We start from the raw sequence: 22,451 nt of genomic DNA, 5'->3' as shown, positions 1-22,451 counted from the left end.
TCGGCCTCGCTCGAAATCCGCGTAGGATTCCTCGCTTCGCCCTCCCTAGCTTCGGGGCGCTCCCAACGGTTTATGAGACCACTTCTAGGCTCTGCGGGGGCCGGTTTTTCCACACAACCTCCGGGCGGTCGTAGTAGAAAAACCGAGGGGGCGTCCGGTACGTCGCGCGCCGCCCGGGGATCTCCGCCCATGCAGCTTTGGACCGCGATCGCACTCGTCCTCGGTGTCGTCCTCGTCGGAGCCGCCGGTTTCCTGCTCGCGCGGCCCAAAGCCCTGCCCTCGGGCGGCAAAGGCGAGGGCAAAGGGGAAGGGGTCAAGCCGGGCGACGCGCCCGAAGCGACGGCAGGCGTTCGCGTGAGCAGCCCCGCGCCGGAGCGCACGAGCAAGCCCGTGCCGGAGCGCGCGAGCAAACCCGCGCCGGAGCGCACGAGCAAGCCCGCGTCGGAGCGTTCGAGCAAGCCCGCGCCCGAGCGTTCGAGCAAGCCTGCGCCGGAGCGAACGTCCTCGGACAAACTGCTGCCCAAGATCGCGGAGCCGAACGAGGACGAGGATGACAGCGAGCTGACGGTCATCACGTTGAGCCCGAAAATGCCGCGGCTCTCGGACCTCACGAACGACGACGAGCGCGAGGAAGAGGAGCACCCGGACGCGCCCGCGAAGCCCATCGTCGTGGACGACGACGCGGCCGACGACGAGCCGACGCGCGCCTCGCCGTTCATCCTCGTGAGCGCCGCGGGGCAAACGGACAAGGGGCAGAAGCGCAAGAACAACGAAGACAGCTACGTCGTCGTCGACGAGCACGGCCTCTTCGTGGTGGCCGACGGCATGGGTGGGTATGCGGGCGGCGAGATCGCAAGCGCGCTGACGGTCGAGGTGATCGAGAAGGCCTTCAAGGCGCAGACGTTCGAGGGCCCGGCCTACGAGAACGTGCCGCGGCGGGGCAGCGAGCTCGCGCGCAGCATCCAGATGGCGAACAAGGCCGTCTTCGAGAAGGCCGCCGGGGACCCGATGCTGAAGGGCATGGGCACGACGGTGGTGGCCGCGCGCTTCTCCCTGAACAAGCAGCGCCTCTACCTCGGGCACGTGGGGGACAGCCGCTGCTATCGGCTGCGCGAGGGGAAGCTCGAGCAGATCACCACGGACCACACGATGGCCGCGCTCGGCTTCACCGGCCCCGCGTTTGCTCACCGCCTGAATCGCGCGGTGGGCACGCAGCCCTCCGTGGAGATCGATCTCATCATCGGCCGCCCGCGCCCCGACGATGCGTACCTGCTCTGCTCCGATGGGCTCTCGAAGATGGTGCCCGACGAGGAACTGCGGCAGATCCTGGTCGCGACCAAGCACCCGCAGCAGGCCATCGACCAGCTCATCACCCGCGCCAACGAGAAGGGCGGGCACGACAACATTACGGCGATCCTGGTCTGCGTGAAGAAGCCGGCGGAGTACATTCGATCGCTGCGTGAAGCCCCTCCGGCTGAACAAGCGAACTGAGACGATCGTCGGCCGGCTCGCGCTCGTCGCGACAGGCGCGCTCTTTCTCGGCGTGATGGCGTTCGTGGCCGTGCGCGATGTCAGCGCGCCCGCGCTCACCGCTGCGGTGCACCTCCCCGCGCTCCCCTCGGCCAAGCCCCCGGCCCCGCCCGAGGTCACGCCGGAGGCACGCGTGGAGCCACGAACGCGCGCCGATCAGCATCTCTCGCGCGAGGGCTACACGCTCGTTTCCGCGGGCGCGCTGTTCGTCCCGTGGTCGTTCGCGTCGGCCGATGGCACGTTCGACCTCTTGATTCATTTCCACGGCAACGCCGAGCTCGTCGCGGAGAGCGTGGCCGCAGCGGGGCTCTCCGCGCTCGTGCTCGTGGTGAACGTCGGCGTGGGCTCGGGCGCCTACGACACGCGGTACGGGCCGCCCGGGATGCTCGATTTCGACGTGGCGCGGGTCGTCGAGACGGCCTCCGCGCGCGGGCTCCGCGGGGCGCGCCTCGGGCGGCTCGCGCTCGCCGCGTGGAGCGCCGGATACGGGGCGATCGGCCGGATCCTCGCGCGAGACGAGGCGTTCTCCCGCGTGTCGGCCGTGCTGCTCTGCGACGCGCTCCACTCGAACTTCGTGAACAAGGGCAGCCGCGAGGTCGACATGGAGCGGATCGCGCCGTTCGTGCGTTTCGCGGACAAGGCGGCGGCCGGCGAGAAGCTCTTCGTCATGACGCACTCGGAGATCGGCGAGTTCCGGTACGCAACCACGACCGAGACCTCGGACGCGATCCTCCGCGCCCTCGGGATCGAACGATCCCGTACGATCGGCTGGCCCGATCGCCCAGCGTTTCCCCTCGGGCGCGCCGTCATGTCGACCGAGCGCTGGCTCGAACAACGCAGCGAGGCGCAGCGGGGGGACCTGCACATCGCAGGCTATCGCGGGTTCAAGGAGGACGATCACATCGCGCACCTCGCGCAGATGTCGTCGACCGTGCTCCCAGCGCTCGTCGCGTACTGGAAGCGCAGCTCCCGGCAGGACTGAGCATGGGTCTTTTCGCGAGGGCGCGGAGCTGGGGCGTTGCCCCAGGCCCCACCAGGGGTTGTCCACCCCTGGACCCGGACCAGCGAGGCGCTGGACCCGGGGTCGATGAACTGCGCATCGCGCAGTTCATCGAACAGCCAGTGGCAAGACCGGCGACGGTTCAACCGGCAACGTGCCCGTCGCCAGCTTGAGACCCACCTCCGTGGTCTTGCCACCGGCCCGTTGGAAGAACTGCGCATCGCGCAGTTCTTCCACCCTCGGTCCAGGCCGTGCCTGGTCCGGGGTCGAGGGGGCGGACAGCCCCCCGCGGGGTCCGGGGCAGCGCCCCGGCGCGACGTTACCCCTCGTCTCGGAGCGCCGCCTCTGCCGCATTCTTGCCGCAGGCGCCGTGCACGCCGGCGCCTGGGTGCGTGTACGAGGAGCCGAGGTAGAGCGCGCGGATGGGCGTGCGATACCGGAAGTAGGGGAAGACGGGGCGGAAGAAGAGCTGGTGCTGGATCTGCGCCGAGCCGCCGCCGAGATCCCCGCCGACGAGGTTCTCGTCCATCGCTTCGAGATCGGGTGGCGTCATGATGACTCGCGCGAGGATGCGCTGCTTGAAGCCTGGTGCGAGCTCCTCGATCCGTGCCTCGATGCGATCGGCGAACGAGGGCGCTGCCGCCTTCCAGCCGCCCGGCAACGTCGAAGGGACACGCGAGTAAGCCCACAGCGTGTGCTTGCCTGCGGGCGCGCGTGTGGGATCGGCGAGCGTCTGCTGGCCGATGACGAGGTAGGGATCCCGCGGCAGCTCGCCGCGGCGCACCTCGGCCGTGAAGCGCGCGAGATCGTCGAGGCTGTCGCCTGTGTGCACCACGGCTGCGCGCGCGGCGTCCTCGCTCGACCATGGCACCGGGCCCGAGAGCGCCCAGTCCATCTTGAACGTGCCGAAGCCGTACTTGAAGTTGCGCATCGACTCGGCGAGCGGCGTGGGCACGAGGGCCGGATCGAGCAGGCGCAGGTACAGCGCCGGCGCCGAGGTGTCGGCGATGATCGCGCGATCGGCCTCGAACTCCTCGCCTTGCTCCGTGATCACGGCAGCGGCGCGCCCCTCGCGCACCACGATCCGCTTCACGCGTGTGCCCGTCCGCACGACGCCGCCGAGCTCCGCGAGCCGCTTCAGCAAGGCCCGCGTGATCGAAGCCGCGCCGCCTTCGGGGATGGCGAAGCCTCCACTCGACGCGAGCATGCCCAGCATGAAGCCCACGATCGCGCCGAAGGGATCGTCCGGGCCGACGTCCGTGTGCAGCGCGAGCGCGGGCAGGATGCGGCGCGCGGGTTCGGTCCGGAACGTCCCTTCCGCGTACCCGCGACCACTCGACGCGGCCACGGCCGCGAGCTTGAGCAGGTTTGCCGGCCCGAAGCGCAGCATCGGCCCCACGGCGGGCAGGGTGGAGAGCAACGCGTCGAGCAGCCTGTCCTGGGTCCGCGCGTGCCAGCGCGCGAGTTTTTCCCAGGCGGCACCGTCCTCGCCGAGGCTCCGCTTGCTCGCTTCGAGGTCGCGCCCGATGGCCGCGCACGTCCCGTCCTTGGCGGGGTGGGCGCTGTCGAGGGGCGCGTGGCGCCAGACGAGCCCGGCGTCGGGCAGATCGAGCGGGAGCAGGGCGGGGCTCGTCGGGCCGAACGGGAAGAACGCGGCGCCCACGTCGTGCAGGAACCCGGGCAGGGTGCTCTCCTCGGTCCAGACGGCGCCGCCGGGCCGCTTTTGGGCTTCCAGCACGAGCACGGACCACCCGGCCTGGGCGAGGTAGTTGGCGGCCACGAGCCCGTTGGGACCTGCGCCGATCACGATCGCGTCGGGGGTGATCATGGAGTTTTGTGTAGCACGGTGAGTCAGGACGAGGTTGTCCGGTCGTGATCTGGTAGCGGCCGAGGCGCCGCCGCGCGTACCCTCGGCAAACGATGAGCCAAGGCCCTCTCGACCCCTACGCGCCGCCGGTCGTGATCGAGCGAGTCCCGCCGTCCGGCGAGCGCGCCGAGGACGCAGCGACGCGTCGAGGACGGTGGACCGCGTGGGTCCTCACGTGGGTGTCTTACGCGACGTATTACTTGGGGCGCAAAGGGATCAGCGTCGCGAAGGCGCCCATCATGGAGAGCCTCGGCAAGGACGTCCTGCGCAACGTCGAGACGGCGTACCTCGCGGCGTACATGGTTGGCCAGACCGTGAACGGCTTGCTCGGCGATCGTGTGGGGGCGCGGCGGCTCGTGGGCGTGGGCATGCTCGTCTCGGCGGCCGCGTGTTTCGCGTTCAGCGCGTCGAGCGTGGGGCTCGCGTTCCTCGTCGCGTTCCTGGTGAACGGCTTCGCGCAATCGTCGGGCTGGCCGGGCAATGCGAAGGCGATGGCCGAGTGGACGACGCCCGAGAATCGCGGCCGCGTGATGGGCGTGTGGGCGACGTGTTATCAGGTCGGCGGGATCGTCGCGACCTGGTTTGCCACGTTCATGTTGAGCCTCTATGGCTGGCGCGCGAGCTTTTGGGGCCCGGCTGTCCTCGTCGCGCTCGTCGGCGTGCTCGTGCTCCTGTTCCTGAAGCCGGGTCCGGACGCGGTCGTGGTCCCGGTCGCGGGCGCCGGCGCCGCGGCGATGGCGGAGGCGGCTGTGGTGGCGGAGACGGAGCGGGCGGAGCGGAGCCGCGTGCTCCGAAGCCTCACGGTCTGGTCGTATGGCGCCTCGTACTTCGGGATGAAGCTCATCCGGTACAGCATCCTGTTCTGGCTGCCGTTTTACCTCACGACGGCGCTGCATTATTCGAAGACGGGCGCCGGGTACATGTCCATTTCGTTCGAGGTCGGCGGCGTGCTCGGCACGATCGGGATGGGGGCGCTCTCCGATCGATATCGCCGCATTCCGCGCTCCTGGTTCGCCGCGGCGTGGCTCGTGCTCCTCGCCGTCGCGCTCTTCTTGTATGCGCGGCTCGGCTCCACGGGCACCGCCACCAATTTCGTCGTGATGGCGTTCGTCGGCGCGATGCTCTTCGGGCCGGACTCGCTCATCAGCGGCGCCGCGGCGCAGGACGCAGGCGGGAAGTACGCGGCGGCGACCGCGGCGGGCGTGGTGAATGGAATCGGATCGATCGGGGCGATCCTTCAGGAGCACGTCACGCGTGGCGTGAGCGAGCGCTACGGGTGGGACAAACTGTTTTACGTCTTCGTCGCCCTCGCGGTGTTCTCGGCGGTGTGCCTGTTCCCGACGTTCCGCCCGCGGAAGGCTTGAATCAGTCGCATTCCTTGTACGACTCGCCGAGCGAGCACCACGCGGCCTCGCACGCGCCCCGATCACCCGCCTGTTCGAGCTTCTTCGCGGACGCGCAGCTCTGCGAGCTCCCGCAAGCGCCGTCCTCGCCGCACGTGTTCGTCACGAGATCCGCGCACGTAAAATCGCTCGGGCAGGACCTTTGCCCCTCGTCGGAGCAGCCGGCCATGGCCAGACACGCGAGCACGAGCGCGCCGAAGAGCCGTTTTCCCATGCGCGTGTTCATGGCGTCCCCGCGGCGAGGCCGAGGTTTTGCCCGAGCTTCTGGAGCAGGGTGATCTCCCGCTTCAGGTTCTCGTCGGCGAGGGCCGCGTCGGCGCTCGTGAGCCGCGTGATCGCCTGTTCGAGCCGCGCGGCCCCGTCCACGGGGTCGAGGCTATTGGCGTGGAAATCCCCGCAGAGCCGCTTCATCACGAGGTATTCGTTCGTCACGGCGAGCGTCCGCGCGATGTGCGGGGTCGGCAAGAGCGCGTCCGCCGGCCCCGGGAGCGTCTGGAAGGGCAAGCGCATTTGCAGCGTGTCCTTTTCGACGGCGCCTTCGGGCGTCGTGTATTCGATCGCCACCGTGCCGGCCTCGATCGCCTCGCCCGAGACGAGCGGCTCCAGGTTCGTCCCGTCGAGCCGCAGCACGATGCCCCCTTTGCGTTTGCTCAGGAACACCGTGGTCACGTCGAAGAGCTCGCCGCTGCCGTGCTCGCCGAGCTGCGGCACGCCGTAGACCGTGGAGACCTCGGTCCCCTCAGCCGCCGCCGTGGAGACGCGGAGATCGTACGCAATGGGCGTCACCAGGAAATCGAGCTCCTCCTCGAAGATCGGCTTCACGTCCTCGGCGCCCACGAATCGATAATTTCCGCCGCGCAGGTGGCCGATCTGGTCGACGAACGAGGCGTCGAAGTTCGCGCCGAAGCCGAAGAACGTGAAGCCGATGTCGAGGGCCGAGGCCGCCTTGACCATCGACTGGAAGCTCGTGGCGTCGGTCGCGCCGACGTTCGGCATCGCGTCGGTGAACACCATCAGCCGCGAGAGCGTGCCGGGCTGCACGTGCTCGTCGATCACGGCATACCCGAGCATCATGCCCTCCTCCATCGAGGTCGAGCCGCCGGTCGTGAGCTCGTCGATCGCCTCGTGCAGCGATTCCTTGTCGGAGACGGGCGTCGATGCCTGGATCGTGTTCGCGCTCGCAGCGAACTCCACGATCGCCACGCGATCGTCGGGCCGGAGGTTGTCGACGAGCGTGTGCAGCGCCTCGCGCACGTGCGAGAGGTTTCCGTCCATCGAGCCGCTCGTGTCGATCACGATGCCGAGGTTCAACGGCTTGCGGACGAATTCGTCCTCGCGGATGTTCGATTGCATGCCGAGCTGGACGAAGAGGTCGCGCTTGTCGTCGTCGAGGCCGACATCGAGGCCCGCGGCCGTGTTGATGCAGAGCGGTTTTGCGCAGGGCGCGGGGGCCGCGAGGGCGAGGTCGTGTTCGGAGTAGAGGCCCTCGGGGGTGAAATCGTCGAGCGTCGGCACGCCGCCGGACGCGATGATGCTGCGCGCGAGCCCCATGTCCTGGGCACCCCCCGGCGTGGCCCCGAGGAACTCAGCCCCGGTCGAAGAACTACCGCACCCGACAGGCATGAGCGCGAGCACGAAGGCGAGGGGACAAAGCGAGCGAGGGATCGTGTCCGTGGAAGACATTCGTCGTCGTTGCATGGTGATTCCAATCCAAGGCAAGGGTTTTTCGGCGCAGGGGGAGATTCCCCGGCGTCGAGGCCTTCCATGGAATCGCGCGTCCCCGGCTGCGTCAAGGGTGCAAACGTCCGGCCCACTGGGAAAGGTGAGCGACTTCCGTTACCATGAGCCCTGGAGGTCCTCATGGGTTCCTTGTCTTCTTCTCGTCTTGGTCCCACGCTTTGCGCGCTCGGCGCTGCCGCCATCCTCTTGGCCCCCGGCGAGGCGCGCGCCGACGATAACATCCACTGGGTTTCGCCCGGGCTCATGTTGTCCCTGAGCTTCGGCGACAAGCTCAACTTCGGCCTCGGCCTCGACGTCCGGTATTCGCTCGTCTTCGCCGGCAACGTGAGCTGCTTCTCCGGGCCCCGCGGCGCCGTCGGCGCGTTCGCGCAGGCCTCCTGGCTCAACTTCTCGTCCGCGGGCCGGTTCGCCGCGGGCCTCCACGGCGGAGCGGACCTTCGGAATCCCGGGATCGGCGCGAACGCCGAGGTGGGCTGGACGTATCGCACGGCGCTCTCCGACCTGCACCCGGGCGGCCACGGGATCCACGTGGGCCTCGGCGCCATCGGCGGCGGGATCGTCGACCTCGGCTTCCGCGGCACGATTCCCTGGCCGGGCGACGAGAGAAAACCGGAATTCACGATCACCGCGGGAGCCCACTTCCCGCCCATGTACGGCGAGCCCGGCCTGTGTATCATCGGGCGGCCTTTGCGCGTGGACGGTCGCTACGTTTTGCCGGGCGTCGCCGGAGCCCCGCGCCGCGGGCGCGAGCGCGGCGGGCGGATCGACGAGCCGACGCGGTCCGCGCTCGTCTCGGCCTGGCAGGACGACGCGCGGGGGGAATGCGCCTCGATCCCGGCGTTCCTCGCATTGGCGCGGGATCTCGCGGCCGTGGGCGCGCCGCGGGACCTCGTGGACCGGGCGCTCGCCGCGGCGGCCGACGAGGTCCGGCACACGGAGCTTTGTGCTTCGATCGCAGGGGATCTCGCATCGAGGACGCTCGCGCCCGAGTTGCTCCCGCCGCCGCGGCGGTCGGGGCTCGATCGAGCGCGGGAGCTTCAGCGTCTATGCGTCGAGTCCTGGGAAGACGGCTGCCTCGGCGAGGGCGCCGCGGCCGAGCGGGCGCGGAGGCAGGCGAGGGGAGCGAAGGCGCCGGGCATCGGCGCGGCGCTCGGCGTGATTGCGGCGGACGAGGCGCGGCACGCGGAGCTCGGGTGGCGGGTCGTGCAATGGTGTCTCTCCGAGGGAGGAAGGCCGGTGCGCGAGGCGCTGGGCGAGGCCGTGGCGGCGTCGCCGGAGGGGCCGGCGCGGGAAGCGTCGCCGGAGGCGGAGCCGGCCGCGTGGCGGGGTTATGGAAGGATCGGGCCGCAGGACATCAACGCCTCGTGGGAGCAGAACCTGGGTTTGGCACGGAAGACGGCGCAGGCCTTCCTATCGGCCCGCGGATAACGGGCGGCTGGGCCACGGCCGTGACGTGATTGTCAGGGGGCGGCGGGCGGCGGCGCCTCGAATTCGGGCGCGCATGCGGAGGGCACGTGCCGTGCATTCGGCCCCGGCACGCATGGGAACCCCCCTACGGAGGCCTCGATGAATCCTGCGCATGTCTTCCGCCGCTCGCTCGCCCATCGTCTTTTTGCCCTGCTCGCGCTCCCGGCCGCGGGCGCCGCCGTCTCTGGATGCTTCTTCAGCACGAGTTGCCCTGACAACTCCGAGCCCGTGGTCGCCGAGCGATGCCTCGACTGGCCGCCGGAGGACGCAGGCGCAGGCGGCAGTGGCGGTGGTGGCGGCGGGAGCGTCGATCCGCTCGTGTGCCCGTCGCGGGACGACGCGAAGACGCGGCTCGATGCAGCGTTCTTCGCGAACCACACGGTGAAAAGCGACGGGACGCTGAAGAACGGCCAATGCTGCTACGCCACCGAGTTCATTCCCTATTGTGAGGGGCGGCCGTACCTCGTCGACGACGTGGCCCGCACGGCGCTCGCGCTCCGGGGCCGCGGGGACGGCGGGTGGGGCGCGAAGAAACCGATCGGACCGGACGTTTCGGGCATCGAGCCCGACCTTCGCGCGGCGCTCGCGGCGGAATGGACGCGCGACGCGCTCTTCGAGCACGCGTCCGTGGCCTCATTCGGGCGCTTCGCGCTGGAACTGCTCGCCGTGGGCGCGCCGGCGGAGCTTCTGGAAGAGGCGCACCACGCGGCGCTCGACGAGGTGCGGCACGCGCGTCTCTGCTTTGCATTGGCGAGCGCGTATGCAGGCGAGCCCGTGGCGCCAGGGGCGTTCCCCTTTGGAGGCGCGGCGGAGGTCGTGGCGGATCTCGCGTCGATCGCGGCGCGCACCGCAAAAGAGGGGTGCATCGGCGAGACGATCGCCGCGGTGCTCGCGGCAGAGCAATGCATGAAGGCCGAGGATCCCGCGGTCGCCGAGGTGCTCGCCGGCATCGCAGCGGACGAGGCGCGGCACGCGGAGCTCGCGTGGCGCACGGTGGCGTGGGCGATTCGCGTGGGCGGCGAGCGGGTGCGGGCGGCGGTGGAGGAGGTTTTTGCGGGCCTCGGGCACGCGGGCGTGGTGGATGCGGACGGCGCGGGGGATCCGCGGCTCGCGCGGCACGGGCGGCTCGCAGGCGCGGCGCTCGTGGAGGCGACGGCGCGGGCGATGGAGGAGGTGGTGGGGCCCGCGGCGGGGGTGTTGCTCCGGAGCGCAGCGCCGGGGTCGAGGGGGCCTTGGCGAGCGCCACTTCCCGCGTGATGGAAACGTGCCCCCCTGGTTCGCCGTTGATCCCCCGCGTTTTTGGGGCAGCGCGTGATTTGCCTGACCGTACCGACCGGGCTTGGGAGTCGACGGACCGGGCTTGGGAGTCGACGGACCGGGCTTGGGAGTCGACGGACCGGGCTTGGGAGTCGACGGACCGGGCTTGGGGGTCGACGGACCGGGCTTGGGGGTCGACGGACCGGGCTTGGGAGTCGACGGACCGGGCTTGGGGGTCGACGGACCGGGCTTGGGGGTCGACGGACCGGGCTTGGGGTCGATGGACTGGCTGCCTGCGTCAGGTCCGGATTCCCAGGAGGAGAAGGGCATCCGCCCAGAGCTGCCAGAGGGTGCGGTAGGGGTGCGTGGCGAGGAGGACGCCGCCGTTCGGGAGGCGGCGGACGTGGTAGGGGGCGTGGTGCTTGAGGAACTGCACGTGCGTCCCGTCGGGCCAATAAATCTCGCTCGTAGCCTCGCCTTTTTTTTCGGCGTCGATCATCGCGCGCGCAATGGCCTCTGCGTCGAGCCAGTCCTGGTCGGGGACCGCCGAAGCCTCCAGCGCTTCAAGAAGCACGGCCGGCGGCGTCTGGAGTGCCGCGAGGACGTCTTCGCGGCTCAACTCCACGTCCGTCGGCAGCCTCTTCCGCGGGCCCCGACGAAGCGCCCCCGGATGCAGGGGCCAACCGAGCTTCGTGCTCGTCGCCTCCCTGTCGATAATGATGTGCTCGGTGCGGTGCTTGGCGTTCGTCGCGACGCCGATGCGCGTTCCCTTGGGCGCCGCCTCGATGCGCGCCGCGAGCGTATCCATGGGCAGACCCGCGACGTGCTCGATCCGTTCCCCTTCATGGATGTACATCCACGAGAGAACGAGATCCCGCGCGACGTTGCCATCGAGGTGGTACGTCCCAGCGATCTCGAGGGGGGCATACCAGCGTCCGGAGGACATGCCCCCTGCCGTCACTCGCTTGCTTTCGTCCGGCGCGCAGATGCAGAGCAAGGCGTGCTCGCAGATGGCTTGCTGATACAAGGCGGCGTATGCAGCCTCGCCGGGCCATGAGCGCTCTCCGCCGGGGAAGACGACCTCGTAGTGATCCCTGTCTTCCCCTTCGAGGTCCGGAAATCCTGGCAAGTCTCCGCCGAGCAATACCTCGGGTCTCCACGTTCCGCTGCTGTAGTCGGCACCGTAGCACTCCATGCGCAGCCAAAACTTCTCGCCCGATGAACCGTGCCCCGTACCCGATAGCACGGCTCCTGATTTGGCAGTGAACTTCGTTCTAAGGAGCTCGACGACCTCCGTCACGGGCGCGTCGGTCCACCCCGTCCAACGGCCATCGCCCGGTGTCGGCGGCCGCGGTGTGCAGCGAGCATCATCCCCTAGGAGCCGTCGAATCGCCGCTGTGAATGCATCCACTTTCACCGACGCGTCGCACCACGCGTGAAACGTCACGCCACTCATATCTCCACCACCCGAACGAAGAAGTTTGGCTTGCCCGGCACGGTTACCGGTTCCCCTTTGCCTGTTCGCAGGTAACCATCCTTCACGCTCCAGTCGCCCTTGACTTTTGCCCCCTTTGGAATGATGATCTGCACGCGTTCCACGTCATTGGCGAGGTTGAGCTTGGCTGCGTGCTCCATTGCGTTGCTCAACTGGTCCGCCGCCCTGTTCACGTCGACGGCTCCGGTATCGGATACAATTCCCTTGGCCTCGCTGAGGACCAGCTTTCCGTCGCTCGTGAGAGAAAGGAAGTCTGCGGCCATGCCATTGTTCTTGTGTGGATCCGAATGCTTGGGGATCTTCAGCACCTTCCTAACCCCACCGTCCCCGACTCCGAGCATGCCGTGCCCCTTGTCCTTCATCAAGAAGAGACCGGCCTTCTTCTCGAACTCGTTCATCGACTCGTTCGTTACCGCATGACGTAGACCCTTCCACTGCTCGATCCTACTCCCCCGCAACGCCTGGGCAAACTCCTCCCCCAGGTTCAGCACCCCCGCCGCGACGATCTTGGCCCCCGGCTTGACCCCGGCCGCCTTGATCCCCGCCCAGGCCTTCGTGATCTGCCCGAACCCGAAGCCCACCGCCGAGCCGACCCGCTCCTCCGTGGACAGATCCGTTCCTCCGGGCAAACAGAACAACTTGCCCGTCACCGCCTCGCAGAGATCGAGCGCCGGCCCCGCATACGGCACGAACCCGATCGCAATCCGCGACGACGCATGCACCAGCGTCTGCATGACCTCCGCATACGCAGCCGCCCCCTCCCCGACCGTCGACATCGCCCCGGCAAATGCCCGTACCGTCTCCATGAAGGAGCCCTTCTCCGGCCCGAGCGCGATCGCCTCCCAACCATTGAGGCTCTCCTTCATCTGCTCCGCCATCTCGGCGAAAGCATTCTTCAGAACGCCATCCACCTGCGCCCGGACATCCGGCGGGATCGGCGAATCCAGGAACCAATCCGACGCATCCATGTACTGCCGCACGTACTCCGTGACGCGAATCTGCGCCTGCAAGAACGCGCTCGTCTCCACCTGCGAAACACTCACCCGCGCGGCCAGCGCCTTCTCGATCGCCGCCGTATTCGACCGCCACGCCCGCACATTCGTCACGAAGTCCCCGCGCAGGACCACCTTGCCGCCCTCGACGTCCTGCGAAAGCGCCTCGATCACCGCATCCGCATACGCCGCATAAGGATCCTGCCCCGGCTCGAACGCCCCCGCAGTGCCCGAGACGTCGGGCACCTCCACCCACGGCACCTCGGACGACGTCAGCGAATACTCCCAAGGATCATCCGGCGAAAACCCGGCCGCCCGCGCCTCGCCCGTCACCAGATCCGCCACCGCGTCCGCCTGCGCGCCGAAATGTTCGAGCAAGCTCGCAAGCTCGTCCTTCAAATCCTGAACGCTCTTCTTCAGGTCGGAAAGAAGCTGCGAAAGCGCGGCCCGCGTGGCCTCATCGACCACGTCCCCATACCGCTCCAGGATCGCATCGAGATCCGCCTCGCTGATCTCGTCGAGCGGCCGGGACACGAGATCGTGCAATTCCGTGTCGAGCTGCTGGAGCAAATCGAGCCTCTCGGCGAGGTTCGCGGCCTTCGATGCATTCTCGATAAGCCATTTCCGCTCCGCCGCGATCTCGACCTCCAGGACCGCGATGTCCCGCGCGAGCGGCGGATTGATCTCCGAAAGCGCGAGCCCGACCTGCGTGCTGCCGCGAAAGGCGGTCCCATCACGTCGAACGTTGAAGAGAGGCTTTTGGATCCCGAGCGGGATCGAGACGAGCGTCACGAAGTTCTGCTGGTGGACGCAGGTATCGTTGCCCTTGGCGTTCTGGATGCCGAAGGTGAATTCGTTCGTCCCCATGCGGAGGAGCACGGAGTCGAACGGCGCCTCCGCCACGTTGCTCTTCGGGCCATTGGGGATCGAAGTGTAGGCCCCCGGAACCTCGAACGTCGCGAGCGGCATCCGGTTCGCGTGGAAATACGCACCGCCGGGCATGTTCAGCCGGGCATCCTCGCAAGAGTTGCTCTCCTGGAGCATCTCCCAGTGCACGCTGTACGGTGTGCCTGCCCGCGCATGCGCAGGCACGAGAAGGACGAACGCCACGATCCAGCAAACAAGCAATCGATTCATGTCCCCTCCGCGCCACGCAATGCGGCATCGTGCAAAACGGCAGCCCCCTTCACATCCCCCGCCGCGAGCTTCGCCGCCGCCGCATCGAGGAGCGCGCCTCCTACCCCTTGCGCCTTCATCGTCGAAAGCCCGGTCTGCACGAGCCCCGGCAACGTCGTCGCGCGGTACGTCGCCGCCGCCTTGAAATGCGGGCGCATCGCCGCGCAGCCGGCCTCGCGCCAGGACGACGAAGGCAACTCGCAGAGCGGGCGCATCTGCAAGAAGGCCGTGACGTCGTCGTACCGCTTCGCGAGATACGGGAGCGAGAGGTTCCCATTTTGAGGCGTCACCTTCTCGAACGCGAGCACCTGCGCCTCCGCGCTCTCCTGGAACGTCGCCTCCGCCTTCGCGATCTTCGCTTCCGCGACCTGCGCCCGCACGTCTTGGCTCTCGTCGAGCAATGACAGCGCTTGCCTTCGCATCGTGATTCCGAAGAGAAGCGACATCGCCGCCCGGTCGCTCCGGGCAATACGCCGATCGACATACCCAAGCATCGCGTGGATCGATCGCTGCGCGCTGGAGGCCATGTCTGGATTGGCCGTGCCATGCGTCGTCATGAAATCCGCGTGCGGAGCGAGCGCCTCTTGCGACGTGATCTCGAATTGGGTGATCTTCGCCGAGAGCTTCATCGCCCGCAGCACCATCTCTTGGGGCGTCGCGCTTGCATCGTGCGCCACTTGAAGGATGCTCGCCTCGATCGGGTCGAGCTCAGTCGCGGTCGCCATCGACGCCTTCCCGCGAGCTTTGTATACGTATCCACCTCCCCGGACTCCGTCTCCCGATACGCCCCGAAGTCCGCCACGAGATCCGCATAGTCCGCCGCGAGCGGCCCGACATCGAGCGTCACCTTGTCGAGGACCCCCTGCACGGCGCCCATGGCCAGCTTCTCCGCGGCGATCTCCGCGACGAGCGGGTCCTTTTCGCTGTTCGCCTTCGCCACGAGCGCCGCCTCGAAGCCTCCCACGGCGTCGATAGGCGCTTGTTCCAGCCGCTCCGTTTGCTGGATACGGGCCGATCCAAGCAAGTTCCGGAGCCGGCCATCCATGCTCGCCTTGTAGGACTCTGCGCTCCGCCGCTCATCGCGCACATACCCAAGAGAGCGATCGATATCCCCGATCCACCGCTCCATATCGCCAGGGCTCGCCACCAGCGCGTCGAGTGTCATCCCCTCCGGCCGCTCGGCCCACATCTGAAGAGGGAGCGACCCGCGCGCCGCCGCTTGGCTCCACGCGCTCGCGGGCCCCTCACGCGACGAGACGCAAAACTCGCCGCCTTCCGCTGGCGACGCGCAAATGCGACCCTGCCCTTTGTCCTCCCCGAACGACCCCAAGCACCCAGGCAACACGACGCCCGGCGCCGCGACGACGAGCGCCGCGACGAGAAGATCCCCTCGTCTCATCTGGAAACCCCTCCTGCGATGAGCTGTGGCCTATCTAGCAGGAGGACGAACGGGTCCGGCAAGACAAAACACGAACTGCTCGGACCTTGTCTGTCCGGGCTCGGATCCCTTCGCCGACCCTCGCCGCGCCGGGCCCCGTGGGGGTCCGGGGCGGCGCCGGCCTATCCCACGAGCAGCGCGCTCGCCATGTTGCGATTGGAAGCAATCGCCTGCCCGTCGCGTGAGGCCACGAGCAAGCCCACGTCCACGATCTCGGGGAACTTCGCAATCCCCCGTTGCGCCGCGCGCGCCGCAGGAATGCCTTCTTCGAGCCAGTCGTAGACCGTCTTCGAGAGGAATCGCCGCACGATCTCCTCGCCCACGCCCGTCGCCGCCACTGCGCCCGCCGGGCCCGCGTACACGCCGCAGCCCATGAGCGGCGAGTCGCCCACGCGGCCCTTCAGCATGTACACCGTCCCGCCCGTCGACGCCGTCGCCGCGAACCTTCCCTGGCTGTCTCGCACGACCGCGCCCACCGTGTCCTGGAAGGGCGCCTCGCCGCCGAAGTTCCAGAGCGACTTCCAATCGATCGTGAGCCACGGCGCCGCGTCCGCCGCATAATCGCCGTCGCCTTGGCCCCGGAGCTCCGCCATCGCCCGCGCGTGCTTGGCCTGCGCCTTCTCCGTGAGCGGATCGTACTCCGGGAATCGATGCGCCCGCGCGAATTGCGTGGCGCCGTCCCCCACGACCAGCAAATGCGGCGTCTCCATCACCTTCGCCGCCACGAGGATCGGGTTCTTCACCCGCTGAATGCAGGCGACCGCGCCAAACCTCGCGTCGCTCGTCATCACGGACGCGTCCATTTCGATGGTTTTCCCATCGAAGCGCAGGTTCGAGCCCGTCCCCGCATTGAAGCGCGGGTCGTCCTCCAGCATCACCGTCGCCGCGAGCGCCGCTTCGAGCGCGTCGCCGCCGCGCTCCAGCACCGAACGCGCCGACTCCGCGGCCTTCACGCAGCCGTCCGAATGGACGTGCGGCGAGGCCGCGCCTCCGTGCGTCAGAATGGCGTATTTCACGTTCAGGCCTCGTCCGGCAGGGCAGGCAGGTGCGACGTGCGCTCCTTGCCCCAGTAAATGACCTGCTTCCAGCAGGCCGTGACGTCGTCCGCGAACACCACCACGAGGTCGCCGGGCCGCGCCATCGAGAGCGCCGTGTCCACGGCCTCCTTCTCGTCGAGCTTCTTCAGGATCTGCTCCTCGCTCTTGCCCGCCTCGCGCGCGCCCTCCGCGAGCAGCGACGCGATCTCGCCGGGCTTGCGGCCCCTGCGCGACGCGTCCTCCTTCGCGATGACCACGTCGAACGCGCGCGCCGCTTCGCGGCCGATCGCGCGGATGTCGTCGTCACGTCGATCGCCCGCGGCCATGAGCACGCCGATCGAGCGCTCGCGGCGCAGGCCGAGGACGAGCTCGGCCATCTTCGACATCGCCGCCGCGTTGTGGCCGTAGTCGACGATCACGCGGAACGGGTGCTCGTCGAAGACGTTGCAGCGGCCGGGCGCCTGGAAGAACGAGGTCGTGAAGGTGCGCAAACCCTGGCGGATGTGCTCGAGCGAGATGCCCATCGAGAAGGCGATGGCCGCCGCCGCGAGCGCGTTCTCGACGTTGAACTTCGCCTTGCCCTCGAACGTGGCCGGGACGAGGTGTGTCCACGTGACCGGGACGTGCCGGTCGCCGTCGTAGATCGTGATCATGTCGCCGTTGACGCCTTGTTCGAGCACCGCTGCGCGGCCACCCGCGCGCACATGCTTGCGGACGGTCTCGTTCGAAGGCGAGCGCGAGAACCACATGACGCGGCCGCCTGCCTTGTCCGCCATCTCGCGCACGAGCTCGTCGTCCGCGTTGAGCACGCTCGTGCCGCCGTCGCGCACGACCTCCACGACGAGCCGCTTCACGAAGGCGAGGTCCTCGACCGTGTCGATGCCCGCGAGGCCGAGGTGATCGGCCGAGACGTTGAGCACCGCGCCGACGTCGCAGCGATCCCAGCCGAGCCCTTCGCGAAGAACGCCGCCGCGCGCCGTCTCCAGGACCGCGGCCTCCACGGTCGGATCCGTGAGCACGACGCGCGCGCTCCACGGGCCCGTCATGTCGCCCTTCAGGATGCGCTCGCCGTCGATGTAGATGCCGTCCGTCGTGGTGAGGCCCGTGCGCTTGCCGCTCATCTTGAGGATGTGCGCGACCATGCGGCTCGTCGTGGTCTTGCCGTTCGTGCCCGTGATCGCCGCGAGCGGGATGCGCGCAGGCGCGCCATTCGGGAAGAGCATCTCGAGCACGGGCGAAGCGACGTTGCGCGGCGTGCCCACGGTCGGCGAGACGTGCATGCGGAAGCCGGGCGCGGCGTTGATCTCGACGATGACGCCGCCGTGCTCGCGCACGCTCTTCGAGATGTCCGGGCAGATGAGATCGATGCCCGCGACGTCGAGGCCCACGACCTTCGCGGCGCGCACGCTGATGTCGATGTTGTCCGGATGGATCACGTCGGTGCGATCGATCGCGGTGCCGCCCGTGGAGAGGTTGCCCGTCGAGCGCAGCGCGAAAACCTGGCCCGCGGGGAGCACGGTCTCCAGCGTGACGCCGGCCAGGCCCATGAGGCGATTGGCCTGATCGTCGATCTCGATCCGCGTGAGGACTTTTTCGTGGCCGACGCCGCGGCGCGGGTCGGTGTTCACGACGTCGACGAGCTCCTTGATCGTGCTCTTGCCGTCGCCGACGACATGGCCCGGCACGCGCTCGGAGACGGCGACGACCTCGCCGTTCACCACGAGCACGCGGTGATCCTTGCCGGGCTGGAAGGTCTCGACGAGGACGTAGCTCGAAAGGTCGTACGCCTTGGCGTACGCGTCGCGTACGGCCTCGGGCGTCGTGAGGTTCAACGCGACGCCGCGGCCGTGCGAGAGATCCATGGGCTTGACGACGACGGGGTAGCCGATGCGCTCGGCCGCCTCGACGGCTTCGTCTTCGGAGTAGACGCGCTCCTGCTGCGGCGCGGGCAGGCCCGCGCGTTCGAGCAGCGAGTTCGTGAGCTCCTTGTCCTGCGCGATCTCCACGGCGATGTGCCGCGTCTCGCTCGTGACCGTGGCCTGGATGCGCTTCTGGTGCGTGCCCCAGCCGAACTGCACGAGGCTGTGCTTGTTGAGGCGCATCGTCGGGATGCCGCGGCGCTTCGCCTCGTCGACGAGGCTGCGCGTCGACGGGCCAAGCGCCATGCGCTCCGCGAGCCGCGCGAGGTTCTCGATCTCGGCGTTCAGGTCGGCGAGCGCCGGGAGGTGATCGGGGAAGTGCGCGGGCAAGAGCCCTTGCAAGTAACGGAGCGCGAGCTCGCCGGCCTTTCGCCCGACCGACTCCTCCTCAAAACTGTAGACGACGTGGTAGACGCCCTCGCGGTGCGCGGTGCGCGTCTTGCCGTACGTGACGGGCGTGCCCGCGAGGCACTGGAGCTCGAGCGCGATGTGCTCGGTGATGTGCCCGAACCACGTGCCGTCCTGCAGCCTGCGGATGAAGCCGCCGGGCTCGCCGTAGGAGCAGCCGTGCTCGTGCAGCGTGGGGACGTCGGCGAGCAGCCGATCCACGAAGCCGGGGATCTTGTTGCTCGGGTACTGCTCGAGCTCCTCGAGGTCGAGGGTCAGGCGAATGACGGGGCGATAGCCGTAGAGGTTGGGGCCGCGGTAGACGCGTGTTTCGAGCAGTTTCACGTTGCCTCCTTGCTGCGGGATGGCCACGAGGGCTGACGGCCATCGATGTCGTAGCCGCAACCCTGCGTGAGGACGTGGACAGACAACCCGAGCAGCGCCGCGGACGAGTTTCGCGGGACCTCGTGGATGTCGGTGTGCTGGATCTTGGAGCCGTCGATGATCGTGACCGTGCCACGGCCGATGACGTCCATCTTCTTGTCGGAGCGCAGGACGATCGCCGTGTCCTCGTCGATGCCGACGCCGATCAGGAAGGGGTTCATCGCGACCGCGGAGAAGAGCCGGCCGATGCGGTGGCGCTGCGCGAAGTGCTGGTCGATGACGAGCTTGCGCGTGAGGCCGAGGCCCGGCGCGAGCATGACGAGCTCGCGGCGCGGCGCGTAGCCCTTCTTGCCCTGCGCGATCATGTGGTCGCAGAGGACGCTCGCGCCCGCCGACGTGCCGGCGACCACGCAGCCGCTCCGGTGCGCGCGGCGGATCGTGCGAGCGAGCTCGGTGCCGCCGAGCATCGTCACGATGCGCCCTTGATCGCCGCCCGTGAAGAAGACCGCGGTCATCTCTTTGACGAGGGCGAGGATCCGCGGATCCTCGCCGTCACTGCGCGACTCGATGCGCACGACGTGCACGTCGGCGCCGAGTTCGCGGAAGATCGCCTCGTACGTCCCCGCGAGCTCGGTGGGGATGCTGGAGGCCGTGGGGAAGACGGCGATCCGGGCTTGTTTCGGGCCGCCGGCGTGACGGACGACTTCACGCAGGACATTCCGCGCGCCGACTTTGTCCTCCGCGCCGCCGATGGCGATGAGGGGTCCGCGCTGGAGATGGCCGTCTTTTCCGTGCGCGTCAGGCGCGCTCGCTTCGGGCTTGTCGTGGGCCAAGGCGCGCCACGGTTATCACGGTTCCCGTTTTTCGGAGAGGGGTTTGGGGGCGGCGCGTGTTCGCTTGTTCGCCCTCTCGCCGGAAAAGTGATAGAGGCGGCCGCGGAGGAACGCGCTGTGGCCAAGAATGACGCCCCGAAGACTGCCATCACCCCGACCCGCGCCGAGGACTACGCCGAGTGGTACCAGCAGGTCGTGCGTGCCGCCGATCTCGCCGAGAGCTCGCCGGTACGCGGCTGCATGGTGATCAAGCCGTGGGGCTACGCGCTGTGGGAGAACATCCAGCGCGAGCTCGACCGGATGTTCAAGGCCACGGGCCACAAGAACGCGTACTTCCCGCTCTTCATCCCGAAGTCGTTCCTCGAAAAAGAGGCCGAGCACGTCGAGGGGTTCGCCAAGGAGTGCGCGATCGTGACGCACCACCGCCTCGTCGCCGGGCCCGAGGGCGGGCTCGTGCCGGATCCCGAGGCGAAGCTCGAGGAGCCGCTCATCGTGCGGCCGACGTCGGAGACGATCATCGGCGCGGCGTTCGCGAGCTGGGTGCAGAGCTACCGGGATCTGCCGCTGCTCATCAACCAGTGGGCGAACGTGGTGCGCTGGGAGCTGCGGACGCGGCTCTTTTTGCGGACGACGGAGTTCCTCTGGCAAGAGGGGCACACGGCGCACGCGACCGAGGAGGAGGCGCGCGCCGAGACGATGCAGATGCTCGACGTGTACACGACGTTCGCCGAAGAGTTTATGGCGATGCCCGTGATCAAGGGGCCGAAGACGGCGAGCGAGCGGTTCCCGGGCGCGGTCGATACCTTCGCGATCGAGGCGATGATGCAGGACCGCAAGGCGCTGCAGGCCGGGACGTCGCACTTCCTGGGGCAGAACTTCGCCAAGGCGAGCGGGATCAAGTTCCAGACGGCGAAGGAGACGGAGGAGTACGCGTGGACGACGTCGTGGGGCGTGTCGACGCGGCTCATCGGCGGTCTGCTCATGACGCACGCGGATGACGACGGGCTCATCCTGCCGCCGCGGCTCGCGCCTGCACACGTGGTGATCCTGCCCGTGCTGCGCGGCGACGACACGAAGGCGAAGGTGATGGAGTACGTCGACGCGGTCGCAGCGGAGCTGCGGAGCACGAGCTACGGCGGGCGGCCGATCGAGGTCGAGGTCGACAAGCGCGACATCCGCGGCGGCGACAAGCAGTGGGAGTGGATCAAGAAGGGCGCGCCGATCCGCATCGAGATCGGCCCGCGCGACGTCGACGGCAACGTGGTGATGGTGGCGCGCCGCGATCGCGGGACGAAGGACAAGGCGACGCTCGGGCGCGCCGAGCTCGTCACGAAGATCCCCGAGATCCTCGCCGACATCCAGAGCGGCCTGCTCGCGAAGGCGAAGCAGCACCGCGCCGCGAACACGAAGCGCATCGACGACATGAAGGACTTCGAGAAGTTCTTCACGGCGAAGAACGAGGACAAACCCGAGATCCACGGCGGGTTCGCGCTCGCGCACTGGTCGGGCGAGCCCGAGGTCGAGGCGCATCTCAAGGACAAGTTCAAGGTGACGATCCGCTGCATCCCGCTCTCGGGCATCGACGGCGTGGCCGACGCGAAGGATCTGCAGGAAGAGGGGCGCTGCATCGTCTCCGGCAAGCCGAGCCGGCAGCGGGTGGTGTTCGCAAAGTCGTACTGAGGTTGTCCGACGCGGGCGTGCTGGCCCCTGGTAGACTCGGGGGCCATGTCCCAACTCGATGACGTCGTGGAGCGTGTCCGGGTCGACGCGGACGCGATCTATGCGTTCGTGCTCTCCCGTCGTGGCGATCTCGTCACGAAGGGAGGGCCGCGGGAGATCCCCGAGGGGGCGCGAAAGACGCTCTCCGCGGCCGCAGACGTCGTCGCAGGGACCGATCGGGTCGTGCTGGTCAAGCTCGCGCACGGAGAGCTCGTGTCGCGCGCCGGGACGCTCTCGCTCGACTGCCACGTCGGCGTCGCAGCAAACCGAGCCGTGCTTTGTCTGGTCGTCCGCGGCGGGACGGAGGCGCGGCGGGTGACGAACGCGCTACGAATCGGCCTCCGCGCAATCGAGCCGATGATCAACCGCGCAGCCGAGAAGGTCGCGCGAAGCGGCGAGGCGACGCAGGTCACGTCGAGCCGCAAGTCACGGCGCGGCCGGGACACGTCACCAGACATCAGCGTCGAGCCCGCACGCAGGCTCGGATCCGAGACGCTGAACGCGATCGAGAAGGAAATTCAGTCCGGCCCACACGTGCCGACGCCGCACATCCCACGCGAGGTGCTGCGGACGACGCTGCCCTACAGGAGCAGCTCGCCCACGCCACCGCCGGAGCCGGCGTCCGCACCCGCGAAGCCGCAGCGCAAGCCGAAGGCCTAAGGGGCCGTGGCGCCGGGGCGCTGCCCCGGACCCCGCGGGGGGCTGTCCGCCCCCTCGACCCCGGACCAGCCAGGGGCTGGACCCAGGGTTGAAAAACTGCGCTCCGCGCAGTTTTTCAAACAGGCCGACGAAGAAGCCAGGTCGACA

At 68.6% G+C, this 22,451-nt stretch carries 17 protein-coding genes; 7 read left to right on the top strand and 10 right to left on the bottom strand.

Annotated features, from left to right (window positions below):
* The first annotated feature begins 189 nt into the window (after positions 1-189).
* Entirely contained in the window at positions 190-1,491 is a 1,302-nt protein-coding gene (locus E8A74_RS16310; protein WP_232379588.1) for a PP2C family protein-serine/threonine phosphatase, read from the top strand.
* Complete coding sequence (locus E8A74_RS16305; protein ID WP_136929940.1) at positions 1,460-2,512, top strand: hypothetical protein; 1,053 nt, start codon at positions 1,460-1,462, stop codon at positions 2,510-2,512. Before E8A74_RS16310 ends, E8A74_RS16305 begins: the two co-directional genes overlap by 32 nt.
* 337 nt (positions 2,513-2,849) lie before the next feature.
* Here E8A74_RS16305 and E8A74_RS16300 read toward each other — a convergent pair whose 3' ends face one another.
* A complete protein-coding gene (locus E8A74_RS16300; RefSeq protein ID WP_136929939.1) occupies positions 2,850-4,358 on the bottom strand; it encodes a phytoene desaturase family protein in 1,509 nt (502 codons plus the stop codon).
* 92 nt (positions 4,359-4,450) lie between these two features.
* Between E8A74_RS16300 and E8A74_RS16295 the strand changes: the two genes are divergently transcribed.
* Positions 4,451-5,761, top strand: a complete 1,311-nt coding sequence (locus E8A74_RS16295) for an MFS transporter (protein WP_136929938.1) — start codon at positions 4,451-4,453, stop codon at positions 5,759-5,761.
* 1 nt (position 5,762) lies between these two features.
* On the opposite strand, the gene E8A74_RS16290 is transcribed toward E8A74_RS16295, so the two are convergent.
* On the bottom strand, positions 5,763-6,026 hold the full coding sequence (locus E8A74_RS16290; RefSeq protein WP_136929937.1) for a hypothetical protein: 264 nt from the start codon (positions 6,024-6,026) through the stop codon (positions 5,763-5,765).
* Positions 6,023-7,498 (bottom strand): vWA domain-containing protein, encoded by a 1,476-nt coding sequence (locus E8A74_RS16285; protein ID WP_136929936.1) that lies wholly within the window; start codon positions 7,496-7,498, stop codon positions 6,023-6,025. Before E8A74_RS16285 ends, E8A74_RS16290 begins: the two co-directional genes overlap by 4 nt.
* Before the next feature lie 162 nt (positions 7,499-7,660).
* On the opposite strand from E8A74_RS16285, the gene E8A74_RS16280 reads away from it, so the two are divergent.
* A complete protein-coding gene (locus E8A74_RS16280; protein WP_136929935.1) occupies positions 7,661-8,968 on the top strand; it encodes a hypothetical protein in 1,308 nt (435 codons plus the stop codon).
* 138 nt (positions 8,969-9,106) lie between these two features.
* On the top strand, positions 9,107-10,264 hold the full coding sequence (locus tag E8A74_RS16275; RefSeq protein WP_136929934.1) for a ferritin-like domain-containing protein: 1,158 nt from the start codon (positions 9,107-9,109) through the stop codon (positions 10,262-10,264).
* 298 nt (positions 10,265-10,562) lie between these two features.
* On the opposite strand, the gene E8A74_RS52305 is transcribed toward E8A74_RS16275, so the two are convergent.
* The 7 genes from E8A74_RS52305 to E8A74_RS16240 all read right to left on the bottom strand — a co-directional run bounded on the left by E8A74_RS52305 (position 10,563) and on the right by E8A74_RS16240 (position 19,925).
* The gene (locus E8A74_RS52305; RefSeq protein ID WP_170229163.1) at positions 10,563-11,459 is read right to left on the bottom strand and encodes a hypothetical protein; all 897 of its coding nucleotides are present in this window, start codon (positions 11,457-11,459) and stop codon (positions 10,563-10,565) included.
* Between the two features lie 257 nt (positions 11,460-11,716).
* Entirely contained in the window at positions 11,717-13,888 is a 2,172-nt protein-coding gene (locus E8A74_RS54760; RefSeq protein WP_232379587.1) for a hypothetical protein, read from the bottom strand.
* Positions 13,885-14,556 (bottom strand): hypothetical protein, encoded by a 672-nt coding sequence (locus tag E8A74_RS16260; RefSeq protein ID WP_136929933.1) that lies wholly within the window; start codon positions 14,554-14,556, stop codon positions 13,885-13,887. The genes E8A74_RS54760 and E8A74_RS16260 overlap by 4 nt, the downstream gene beginning before the upstream one ends.
* Positions 14,553-15,326 (bottom strand): hypothetical protein, encoded by a 774-nt coding sequence (locus tag E8A74_RS16255; protein WP_136929932.1) that lies wholly within the window; start codon positions 15,324-15,326, stop codon positions 14,553-14,555. Before E8A74_RS16255 ends, E8A74_RS16260 begins: the two co-directional genes overlap by 4 nt.
* Before the next feature lie 161 nt (positions 15,327-15,487).
* Positions 15,488-16,381, bottom strand: coding sequence for an isoaspartyl peptidase/L-asparaginase (locus tag E8A74_RS16250; protein WP_136929931.1), 894 nt, complete (start codon positions 16,379-16,381; stop codon positions 15,488-15,490).
* 2 nt (positions 16,382-16,383) lie between these two features.
* On the bottom strand, positions 16,384-19,053 hold the full coding sequence (cphA, locus tag E8A74_RS16245) for a cyanophycin synthetase (protein WP_136929930.1): 2,670 nt from the start codon (positions 19,051-19,053) through the stop codon (positions 16,384-16,386).
* A complete protein-coding gene (locus E8A74_RS16240; protein ID WP_136929929.1) occupies positions 19,050-19,925 on the bottom strand; it encodes a cyanophycinase in 876 nt (291 codons plus the stop codon). The genes cphA and E8A74_RS16240 overlap by 4 nt, the downstream gene beginning before the upstream one ends.
* A gap of 117 nt (positions 19,926-20,042) precedes the next feature.
* On the opposite strand from E8A74_RS16240, the gene proS reads away from it, so the two are divergent.
* Positions 20,043-21,605 carry a proline--tRNA ligase gene (proS, locus tag E8A74_RS16235; protein ID WP_136929928.1) on the top strand — a complete coding sequence of 521 codons (1,563 nt, stop codon included), beginning with the start codon at positions 20,043-20,045 and terminating at the stop codon, positions 21,603-21,605.
* A gap of 45 nt (positions 21,606-21,650) precedes the next feature.
* The gene (locus E8A74_RS16230) at positions 21,651-22,304 is read left to right on the top strand and encodes a hypothetical protein (protein WP_136929927.1); all 654 of its coding nucleotides are present in this window, start codon (positions 21,651-21,653) and stop codon (positions 22,302-22,304) included.
* Positions 22,305-22,451: the final 147 nt, after the last annotated feature.

This window comes from Polyangium fumosum (assembly GCF_005144585.1).
Taxonomy (GTDB): Bacteria; Myxococcota_A; Polyangia; order Polyangiales; family Polyangiaceae; genus Polyangium; species Polyangium fumosum.
The sequence above is the reverse complement of the archived record's forward strand: the minus strand, read 5'-3'. Positions and strand labels throughout refer to the sequence as shown.